The organism is Actinotalea ferrariae (assembly GCF_019733465.1).
In the GTDB taxonomy this organism is placed as follows: Bacteria; Actinomycetota; Actinomycetes; order Actinomycetales; family Cellulomonadaceae; genus Actinotalea; species Actinotalea ferrariae_A.
This window is the reverse complement of the sequence record NZ_JACVQL010000090.1, coordinates 1-9,541: the sequence shown is the minus strand read 5'-3', so window position 1 is coordinate 9,541 and position 9,541 is coordinate 1. Positions and strand designations below refer to the sequence as shown.

Below are 9,541 nucleotides of genomic sequence, written 5' to 3'. Positions count from 1 at the left end.
GGCGACGCGGACGCCGCCCCGAGCTCGGCCGCCGTGGCGCGCAGCTCCGCGAGCTCGGCCGCGGCCTCCGGGTCCCGCGCGACGAGACGCTCGACGGCGCGGCGCTCGAGGTCGTCGACGGCGTCCAGCGCGTACGCGCCGAGGAGGTCGCGGACCTCGCCGTCCTCCCGGGGACCGGTGCTCATGCCGCCACCCCCAGGCAGTCGCGCAGCCGCAGCAGGCCGTCGCGGATGCGGCTCTTGACCGTCGGGAGAGCCGCCCCGAGCTCCTCGGCGACCTCGCGGTAGGTGCGCCCGCCGTAGTAGGCGAGCACGACGGCGTCGCGCTGGGTCTCGGTGAGGGTGCCCAGGCACCCCCGGACGCGCGTGCGCTCCATGGCGTCCTCCACCTCCTCCGAGACGACGTCGAACGGTCGGCCGTGCTCCCCGTCCAGCACGCGCTGGTCGCGGTCACGCTGGGCCTGGACGGCCCGGACGCGGTCCACGGCTCGGCGGTGGGCCAGCGTGAGCACCCAGGTCCGGACGCTGCCCTGGGCGCGGTCGTAGCGGGCCGCCGTACGCCACACCTCGAGCATGACCTCCTGGGTCACCTCGGCCGCGTGGTCGGGGTCCCGCAGCACGGCGCGGGCCACCCCGTGGACTGCACCCGAGACGACGTCGTACAGGGCGGCGAAGGCCTGCTGGTCCCCGCGCGCGACGGCCGGCATCAGCGCCTCGGCGTCGAGACCGGTGGCCGCATCAGCGCCCGGGGGAGTGGCCACGGCGGCCAGTCTGCCAGCCGGGGACCCCACCTTCGCGTCGGGGGCCGGGCCGCCGCCCGCGTCGAGGACGCCGGCGTCGGGGGTACCGGTCGGGACCTCCCGACCGGTACCCCCGCCACGTCGCCGGCTGGTCAGGTCAGCCGACGAGCGCGGCCTTCAGCGAGTCGATCGCACCGGCGAGCGTCTCGACGTGGTGCCCGAGCTCCTCGGCGACGGCGTCGGCCGGGAGCTCCCCGCCGCTCACCTCGTCGAAGAACGCGCCGGCCGCCGGGCGGTAGCCGTCGAGCGCCTCGAGGGCCGACGTCGTGCCCTCGGTGTCCTCGCCGGCAGCGGCGACCGCGTAGTCGACGAAGAACCCGATGTGCTCGCGCCACAGCGCCAGGAAGTCGTCGGCCTTCTCGGGCCCGGCGAGCGACCCGACGGCCTCGGACAGCGCCACGGAGTTCGCGTCGAGCTCACCCGCGGCGGCCGCGAATGCCGGGGACTCCACGCCGGCCTCGGCCGTGTAGGCCGTGAACACGCTGATGCCAGCGAGGTAGACGTGCTCCTGGAGCAGCTGCGTCAGGCCTGCACGCAGGGTCGACGCCGGGTCGGCCGGGTCGCCCTCGAGGTCGAGCGCGGCGTCGAAGCCGCCCGCGATCGTGCTCGCCGCCATGGCGACGTGCTCGGACGCGTCCTGGAGCTTCGCGTAGGCCGTCGTGTCACCCGCGGCGAGCGCGTCGATCGCGGCGCTGAGCGTGGTGATGTGCATCCCGAGCGACTCGCTGATCGCGGCGGCGGGGAGGTTGCCCGCGCTGACCTGCTCGAAGAAGGCGCCCGCGTCGACCGTGTAGCCCTGCAGGTTCGCGAGCGCCGCGTCCTTGCCGGCCTGGTCGCCGGTCTTGACCGCGACGGCGTAGTCGACGAACCAGCCGACGTGCGCGCGCCACAGCTCGAGGAAGGCCTCCTCGTTCTCGGCTCCGGCGAGCGAGCCGATGGCCTTGCTGAGGTCGACCGAGTTGGCGTCGAGCGTCGCGGCGGCGGCCTCGACCTCGGGCGAGTCCACGCCGGCCGTGTAGGCCGTGGCGACCGTCATGCCCGCGAGGTACACGTGCTCCTGGAGCAGGGCGGTGAGGTCCGAGCGCAGGTCGGCGGCCGCGGACGCGACGTCGCCCTCGGTGCCGGTCGCGGCGGCGAGCCCGGTCGCGAGGGTCAGCGCCGTCTCCGGCATGTGCTGCGCGGCCGTGCGCGCGTCGGCGAACGGGTCGCCCGTGCTCATGGGCATCAGCCCGGCGGCGTCCATGTCCATGTCCATCTCGTCGCCGCCGCTCTCGGGCGCCTGCGTCGTCGTCTCCTCGGCGGGCGCCTCGGGCGAGCACGCCGTGAGGGCGAGGGTCGCAGCGACTGCTGCGACGACGGCGGCCTTGCGGGTGGTGGTGCGTGTGCGCATGGTCTGCTCCTGGTCGTTCGAGGGGTTCGTCCTGATCGGCTGTCGGGGGTGGTTCGGAGCGGCGGCCCCGGTGGATGGGTCCGGGCTCGTCCGGTGTTGCACCCGTGCGACGTCCGCCCGTCGACCCGGCACCCGGGCACGCGGGCGTCGGACGGCGGACGTACGCTCGACGACGTCCGCGCGAGGAGGAGGTCAGCGATGGGGTACGAGGTCACGAGGTCCGAGGACGAGTGGCGCCGGGAGCTGTCGCCCGAGGAGTACGCCGTGCTGCGTCAGGCAGGCACGGAGCGTCCGTGGACGGGCGAGCTGCTCGACGAGAAGCGCGTGGGGACCTACGCCTGCCGGGCGTGCGGCCAGGTGCTGTTCACCGCCGAGACGAAGTTCGACTCGCACTGCGGGTGGCCGAGCTTCTACGAGCCCAAGGCGGAGGACGCCGTCGAGCTCATCGAGGACCGCAGCCTGGGCATGGTCCGCACCGAGGTCCGCTGCGCACGCTGCGGCTCGCACCTCGGGCACGTGTTCGACGACGCCCCGCAGACGCCGACGGGGGACCGGTACTGCATGAACTCGGTCTCGCTGACCTTCGCCGCCCAGGACGGCCCGGCCTGATGTCGGAGCACCGGCGCCCGCGCCGCCCGGCGATGCTCGACCCGCGGGCCGCCGATGCGCTCCCGGGCGACATCGACCCCGCTCTGCGGGCCGAGGTCGCCCACACGACGGCGAACGCGATCGTGCACCAGGGGCGGGCGGCCGAGGACCCGGAGATCGTCGCGCGGCTCGTCAGCCTCGTCGAGGCGGAGGGGCTGGACACCGTCGCGGGGATGTGGGCGGACAGCCCGCCCAACACGCTGCCGGGTGCGCTGTGGCGCCTGTACGTGCTGCGCGAGTGGGTGCGCCGGGACCCGCGCACGGTCTCCGAGCGCTACCGCATGGGCGTCGCCCGGGCCGAGGTGCACGACGTCGTCGCGGGCGTCGCCAGCCCGCCGGGCCCGGACGAGGTGTCCGACGTCGTCGACGCCGTGCTCTCGGGGGTGTTCGCGGCGGACCTCGCCGTCGCGCTCGAGCGTGGCGCGGCCTTCTGCCGCGTCCTCGCGACGGGCTCGGCGCTCGACGCCGACTTCCTGCACGACCGGGACCACGACCTCGCGCACCGCATGACGCGCGGGGCGTCCGGTCTCGTGCGCACCGCCGAGGAGCTCGAGCACGCCGCGGCCCTGTGGCGCACGGGCGTCCTCGACTGATCCCTGCGGGCGGGGTCGGGTGACGAACGCGCGGGCACCGGGTCACGAGGCCGACGGCCGCACCACCCGCGCGGCGGGTCCGGGCACCGAGGACGGCGAGTAAAATAGGGAGCGACGTCGGGCCGCGGTAGCCCCGGGCTCCACTTTGAGCCGCTCCGAGCGGCCTTCGCGCCGACAGGCGCTCTGCGGTCCGGCGTCATCACTCCTCCGGTACTCCTCCGGGGCGGCGCCGGCCGCTCGACGACGAGCGGTGTTCAGGCCCCGTTCACCTGCTGTTCACCATCGCCACCGGTACGTCACCCCGCTGTGTCCGGGGCGACACCCTGCGGGTTGTACGTTCACCTTCCGGCTGCCCTAGCCTGGGCGCGACCGACCCCCTCCTCCGACGGAGATCTCCGTGCGCCTGACTCCGCGCAACACCACCTTCTTCGACCTCCTCGCCGAGTCCGCGCGCCACCTCGTGACGGGTGCGGACCTGCTGAGCCAGCTGCTCGGGGCCGAGCGCCCGCAGCGCAAGGCGATCGCGGACCAGCTCCGTGACGCCGAGCACGCGGCCGACGAGTCGACGCACTCGATCATGCGACGCCTGAACCAGACGTTCGTGACGCCGTTCGACCGCGACGACATCTACCGCCTCGCGTCGGGCCTCGACGACTGCATGGACTCCATGGAGGAGGCCGGCGACCTCATCGTGCTCTACAAGCTCGACGCGCTCCCGGCGCTGGTCAACGACCAGGTCGACGTGCTGCGCCGGTGCGCGGAGCTCACGGCGGACGCCATGCCGCGCCTGCGCTCGATGAAGGACCTCGCCGAGTACTGGGTCGAGGTCAACCGGCTCGAGAACCAGGCGGACCGCACGTACCGCAAGCTCCTCGCCGAGATGTTCAACGACGGCACGGACGCGATCGAGCTCATGAAGCTCAAGGAGGTCGTCGACGCGCTCGAGGCCGCCGCCGACTCGTTCGAGAAGGTCGCGAACCACGTCGAGACCATCGCGCTCAAGGAGTCCTGAGCCCCGGTGGAGATCGCGCTCGTCGTCGTCGTCGTCGCCTTCGCGCTCGGCTTCGACTACACCAACGGATTCCACGACGCCGCCAACGCGATCGCGACCTCGGTCTCGACGCGCGCCCTGACGCCGCGTGCGGCGCTGATCATGGCGGCCGTGTTCAACATGATCGGCGCCCTGCTCGGCACCGGCATCGCCGAGACCATCGGCAGCGGCATCATCGACATCGGCGAACGCCCGCCGCACACCGGCCTGATCATGGTCCTCGCGGCCGTGATCGGCGCGATCGTGTGGAACCTCATCACGTGGTGGTTCGGCATGCCGTCGTCGTCCTCGCACGCGCTCATCGGCGCGCTGACGGGCGTCGGCCTGGCGTCGGGCATCACCGTGCACTGGGAGGTCATCCTCAACAAGGTGGTCATCCCGATGCTGCTCTCGCCGCTCGTCGGGTTCGGCCTCGCGTTCCTCCTCATGGTCGGGCTGCTCTGGCTGTTCCGGAACGCGAACCCGCACAAGGTCACGCGCCGGTTCCGCATCGCGCAGACGGCGTCGGCCGCGGCCATGGCGCTCGGTCACGGGCTCCAGGACGCGCAGAAGACGATGGGCGTCATCGTCCTCGCCCTCGTCGCGGGCGGCTTCCAGCAGACCCACGAGATCCCGCTGTGGGTCAAGATCTCCGCGGCGCTCGCGATCAGCGCGGGCACGTACGCGGGCGGCTGGCGCATCATGCGCACGCTCGGCCGCAAGGTCATCGAGCTTGACCCGGCCCGTGGCTTCGTGGCCGAGTCCGTCGCCGCGTCGGTGCTCTACACGACGGCGTTCGTCTTCCAGGCACCCATCTCGACCACGCAGACGATCACCTCGGCGATCATGGGCGTCGGCGCGACGAAGCGGCTCTCGGCCGTGCGCTGGGGTGTCGCGGGCAACATCGCGATCGCCTGGGTGCTCACGATCCCGGCCGCCGCCACCGTCGCCGCCCTCATGTTCTTCGTGCTCAACGCCGTCATCGGCTGACGTCCTGCCCCCACCGGCCCGCGCGCCGGGCGGGGGCGGCCGCGGGGTTCGTGCGGGTCAGCCGATCGGCGGCCGGTGCTGCTCGACGGCGACCACGCGGCCCTCGCGCGTCAGGTGGGTGACAACCAGCTCGCCCGGCCGCAGCCACGGGTCGCGCTGCGGCAGCTCCCCGGCCGTCCACCGCCGGGTCGCGTCCTGCAGGACGCCCAGCACCGTGCGCAGCACGGGGCGGTGCGTGCACAGGGCCGTGGCCTCGGGCTGGGCGAGCAGCTCGCGCACGACGGCGGCGGCGCCCGCCGGGTCCTCGTCGTGCGCGGCCTGGGTGAGCGCGTCGACCTGCTCGAGCCGCGGCCCCGCCGCCTCGACGTACGGGGCGGCCGTCTTGAGGCAGCGCGCCCACGGGCTCGTCACGACGTGCCGCACTCCGAACGCCGCGAGCACGGGGACCAGCGCCTCCGACTGCGCCGAGCCCGCGGACGTCAGCGGCCGTGACGGGTCGGTGCCCGACCAGTCGGAGCGCTTGACCGCCTGGCCGTGGCGCACGACCGCGAGCGGACGCGTCGCGAGGCGGCCACGCCCGTGCAGGGCGACGAGGGTCGCGAGCGGCCGGCGGTCGGTGCGCCGCGTGAGCAGGTCGGCCGCGGTCGGAGTGCTGACCCAGACGACGTCGTCGATCTCGGTCGGGTCCACCGGTCGCACCGCGGGCCGCGCCGCGAGGGCCGGGCGGTCGCCGTCGTCCGCGAGCCGGGCCGCCCAGTAGCGCACGTGCTTCGTGCGGCCCTCGGTGCGGTACGTCAGGGCCGGCAGCGGGGCGCCGAGGACGACCTGCTCGCCGATCTCCTCGGCGACCTCGCGCACCCCGGCCGCGGTCACGGCCTCGCCCGGGTCGAGCTTCCCCTTGGGCCAGGACCAGTCGCGGTAGCGGGGCCGGTGCACGAGCGCGACCTCGAGCCGGCCCGCCCGCTCGCGCCACACGAGCGCACCCGCGGCATGGACGGTCCGGGCGTCCTCGCTCCGCGCGTCGTCGCCTCGCGGCCGGGACGCCGGCGTCACCGGTCGCGGGCCGGGCGGCGGCGCTGACGGGCGATGAGCCCCTCCTGCAGGTCGCGCAGCGGCTCGCCGCCCGGACCGCGGTGGTGCCGCTCCCAGGTGCCGTCCGCGCCGAGGTGCCAGGTCGCCGTCGTGTCCGCCATCGAGACGTCGACCAGGTCGAGCAGCTCGGTGACGTGCGCCGGGTCGGACAGCCTGACGAGCGTCTCGACGCGGCGGTCGAGGTTGCGGTGCATGAGGTCGGCCGAGCCGATGAAGACCTCCGGGTCCTCACCGCCGTTCGCGAACGCGAACACGCGAGCGTGCTCGAGGAAGCGGCCCAGCACCGACCGGACGCGGATGGTCTCGCTGAGGCCGGGCACGCCCGGCCGCACCGCGCAGATGCCGCGCACGACGAGGTCGACCGGCACGCCCGCCTGGGACGCACGGTAGAGCGCGTCGATGATCGCCTCGTCGACGACGGAGTTGACCTTGAACCGGATCCACGCCGGGCGCCCCTCGAGGTGGGCCTCGCGTTCGCGGTCGATCCGCTCGATCAGCCCGGCGCGCACCGAGCGCGGGGCGACGAGGAGCCGCTGGAACTTCGCCTTGGGCGCGTAGCCCGAGAGCTGGTTGAACAGGCGCGTGAGGTCCTGACCGACCTCGGGGTCCGCCGTGAGCAGCCCGAGGTCCTCGTAGAGGCGCGCCGTCTTGGGGTTGTAGTTGCCCGTCCCGACGTGGCAGTAGCGGCGCAGGCCGTCGCTCTCCTGGCGCACCACGAGCGAGAGCTTGCAGTGGGTCTTGAGCCCGACGATGCCGTAGACGACGTGGACGCCCGCCTGCTCGAGCTTGCGCGCCCACGAGATGTTGGCCTGCTCGTCGAACCGCGCCTTGATCTCGACGAGCGCGAGCACCTGCTTGCCCGCCTCGGCCGCGTCGATGAGGGCGTCGACGATCGGGGAGTCGCCCGAGGTCCGGTAGAGCGTCTGCTTGATCGCGAGGACCTTCGGGTCGGCGGCGGCCTGCGCGAGGAAGGCCTGCACCGACGTCGCGAACGAGTCGTAGGGGTGGTGCAGCAGGATGTCGCGCGCGCGGATGGCCGCGAAGATGTCCGTCGGCTTGGAGCTCTCGACCTCCGCCAGGTGGCGGTGCGTGCCGCCCACGAACCGCGGGTAGTGCAGGTCGGCCCGGTCGAGGTCGGCGATGAGGTTGAGCCCCGTGAGGTCGAGCGGCGCGGGCAGCTCGTACACCTCGGACGGGTCGACGCCGAGCTCGCGGACGAGCAGCTGGCGTACGCGCGGACCGATGTCCTCGGCGAGCTCGAGCCGCACCGGCGGGCCGAACCGGCGCCGCAGCAGCTCCTTCTCCATGGCCTGGAGGATGTTCTCGGCGTCGTCCTCCTCGACCTCGACGTCCTCGTTGCGCGTGACGCGGAACGTGTGGTGCTCGACGATCTCCATGCCGGGGAACAGCGACTCGAGGTGCTGGGCGATGACGTCCTCGAGCGGCACGAACGACGTCGGGCCCTTCTCGGGCGCCGCGGCCTGCGTGCTCGGCGCGCTCGGCCGGCCGCGGGCGTCGACCGCGATGAAGCGCGGCAGCAGCGGCGGCACCTTGACGCGCGCGAAGTGCTCCTTGCCGGTGGTGGGGTTGACGACGACCACCGCGAGGTTGAGCGAGAGCCCCGAGATGTACGGGAACGGGTGCGCCGGGTCCACGGCGAGCGGCGTCAGCACGGGGAAGATCTGCTTGCGGAAGAACTTGTGCAGGCGCTCCTGCTCGGCCTCGCCGAGCTCGTCCCAGTGCACGAGCGCGATGCCCTCCGCGTCGAGCGCGGGCTGCACGGAGCGGGCGAACACCTCGGAGTGCCGCTCCATGAGCTCCTGGGCGCGCGCGTCGATGGCCTCGAGCACCTGCCGCGGGGCCAGCCCCGAGGCCGCCGTGACCGCCATGCCGGTCGCGATGCGGCGCTTGAGCCCCGCCACGCGGACCATGAAGAACTCGTCGAGGTTCGAGGCGAAGATGGCGAGGTAGCGCACGCGCTCGAGCAGGGGGAGGGACTCGTCCTCGGCGAGCTCGAGGACGCGCTGGTTGAAGGCGAGCCACGAGATCTCGCGGTCGAGGAAGCGGTCCTCGGGCAGGGGCGCCACGGCGCCTGTCGCGGAGCCCGTCGCCGCCTCGGTGCCGACCTGCTGGGGCGCTCCGTCGGCGTCCCCGTCGGCCTCTGCCGGCCCGGCCTCGGGCTCGGGCGGCGCGATGCTGGGCGGCGGTTCGATGGGCGACTCGACGAGCGCGTCCGCCTCCCGGTCGAGCCGCTCCTCCTCCTGGTCCACCGTCTCGACGGCCGCCTCCGGGGCGGCGTCGGCGTCGGTGCGTGCGTCCGTCGTCATGCACGTCATCGTCGCACCCCGAGGTGAACCGTGGGTGGCTGGCGGCGTCAGGTTCGCCCGTCCGGTTCGCCCGTCAGCGGTACTGCACGTCCGAGCGCACGGTCTCGAAGCCCGCGCGGCGGTAGGTCCGGACGGCCGCCTCGTCGGCGGCCGAGACGTACAGCACCGCGCGGCGCAGGCCCCGCGCCGAGAGGTCCGTGAGCGTCCGCGCGGTGAGCAGGCGGCCGAGGCCCTGACCCTGCGCGTCGGGGTCCACGCCGAGCACGTAGAGCTCGCCCGTGTCGCCGCCCGGCTCGACCTTCATCCAGACGGACGCCACCACGGCGCCCTCGCGCTCGGCGAGGAGCAGCGCGTCGGGGTCGAACCAGGGCTCGGCCTCGCGCGCCTCGAGGTCGGCGCGGGTCATCCGTCCCTGCTCGGGGTGGTGCGCGAAGGCGCGCGCGTTGACGCGCAGCCACGCGTCCTCGTCCTGCCCGACGACGAACGGGCGCACGACGACGCCCGCGGGCGGGAGCACCTCGTCCCCCGCCGGGAGCGCGACGGCCATCTGCCACAGCTCCCGCACGACGCCCATGCCGGCGCGGGCGGCGAGCGCCTGCGCGCCCGGAAGGTCGCCGTGGGCCCAGACCGCCGGGCCGCCGTCCTCGCGCACGGCGGCGAGGAGCGCCGTGC

The 9,541-nt window shown here is 74.0% G+C and carries 9 protein-coding genes and 1 pseudogene; 4 read left to right on the top strand and 6 right to left on the bottom strand.

Features of this window, described 5'->3' with window-relative positions; translation table 11 throughout:
• The 3 genes and pseudogenes from ICW40_RS08020 to ICW40_RS08010 form a co-directional block, all read right to left on the bottom strand.
• Nucleotides 1-185 (bottom strand): annotated as a pseudogene (locus tag ICW40_RS08020) (hypothetical protein); the annotation flags it as partial.
• Nucleotides 182-760 (bottom strand): ECF RNA polymerase sigma factor SigK, encoded by a 579-nt coding sequence (sigK, locus tag ICW40_RS08015; protein ID WP_308121701.1) that lies wholly within the window; start codon nucleotides 758-760, stop codon nucleotides 182-184. The gene sigK and the pseudogene ICW40_RS08020, both read right to left, overlap by 4 nt.
• A gap of 136 nt (nucleotides 761-896) precedes the next feature.
• Nucleotides 897-2,189, bottom strand: a complete 1,293-nt coding sequence (locus ICW40_RS08010; RefSeq protein WP_221653305.1) for a hypothetical protein — start codon at nucleotides 2,187-2,189, stop codon at nucleotides 897-899.
• 198 nt (nucleotides 2,190-2,387) lie between these two features.
• Between ICW40_RS08010 and msrB the strand changes: the two genes are divergently transcribed.
• The 4 genes from msrB to ICW40_RS07990 all read left to right on the top strand — a co-directional run bounded on the left by msrB (nucleotide 2,388) and on the right by ICW40_RS07990 (nucleotide 5,450).
• Entirely contained in the window at nucleotides 2,388-2,798 is a 411-nt protein-coding gene (gene msrB / locus ICW40_RS08005) for a peptide-methionine (R)-S-oxide reductase MsrB (protein WP_221653304.1), read from the top strand.
• A gap of 32 nt (nucleotides 2,799-2,830) precedes the next feature.
• A complete protein-coding gene (locus tag ICW40_RS08000; protein WP_221653308.1) occupies nucleotides 2,831-3,430 on the top strand; it encodes a hypothetical protein in 600 nt (199 codons plus the stop codon).
• A 391-nt stretch (nucleotides 3,431-3,821) separates the two neighbouring features.
• Complete coding sequence (locus tag ICW40_RS07995) at nucleotides 3,822-4,442, top strand: DUF47 domain-containing protein (RefSeq protein WP_221653307.1); 621 nt, start codon at nucleotides 3,822-3,824, stop codon at nucleotides 4,440-4,442.
• 6 nt (nucleotides 4,443-4,448) lie between these two features.
• The gene (locus tag ICW40_RS07990) at nucleotides 4,449-5,450 is read left to right on the top strand and encodes an inorganic phosphate transporter (protein ID WP_221653303.1); all 1,002 of its coding nucleotides are present in this window, start codon (nucleotides 4,449-4,451) and stop codon (nucleotides 5,448-5,450) included.
• A 57-nt stretch (nucleotides 5,451-5,507) separates the two neighbouring features.
• On the opposite strand, the gene ICW40_RS07985 is transcribed toward ICW40_RS07990, so the two are convergent.
• The 3 genes from ICW40_RS07985 to mshD form a co-directional block, all read right to left on the bottom strand.
• Entirely contained in the window at nucleotides 5,508-6,503 is a 996-nt protein-coding gene (locus ICW40_RS07985) for an NUDIX hydrolase (protein ID WP_221653302.1), read from the bottom strand.
• Nucleotides 6,500-8,878: an RNA degradosome polyphosphate kinase gene (locus ICW40_RS07980; RefSeq protein WP_260458943.1), complete on the bottom strand. Its 2,379-nt coding sequence runs from the start codon at nucleotides 8,876-8,878 to the stop codon at nucleotides 6,500-6,502. Before ICW40_RS07980 ends, ICW40_RS07985 begins: the two co-directional genes overlap by 4 nt.
• Nucleotides 8,879-8,942: 64 nt before the next feature.
• The coding region (gene mshD, locus ICW40_RS07975; protein WP_221653301.1) for a mycothiol synthase at nucleotides 8,943-9,541 on the bottom strand (599 nt) is incomplete at its 5' end.

Bases quoted from the DNA above. Each gene is read 5' to 3' on its own strand.
- ICW40_RS08010 (WP_221653305.1), bottom strand. From the start codon at position 2,189: ATGCGCACACGCACCACCACCCGCAAGGCCGCCGTCGTCGCAGCAGTC.
- msrB (WP_221653304.1), top strand. From the start codon at position 2,388: ATGGGGTACGAGGTCACGAGGTCCGAGGACGAGTGGCGCCGGGAGCTG.
- ICW40_RS08000 (WP_221653308.1), top strand. From the start codon at position 2,831: ATGCTCGACCCGCGGGCCGCCGATGCGCTCCCGGGCGACATCGACCCC.
- ICW40_RS07980 (WP_260458943.1), bottom strand. From the start codon at position 8,878: ATGACGTGCATGACGACGGACGCACGCACCGACGCCGACGCCGCCCCG.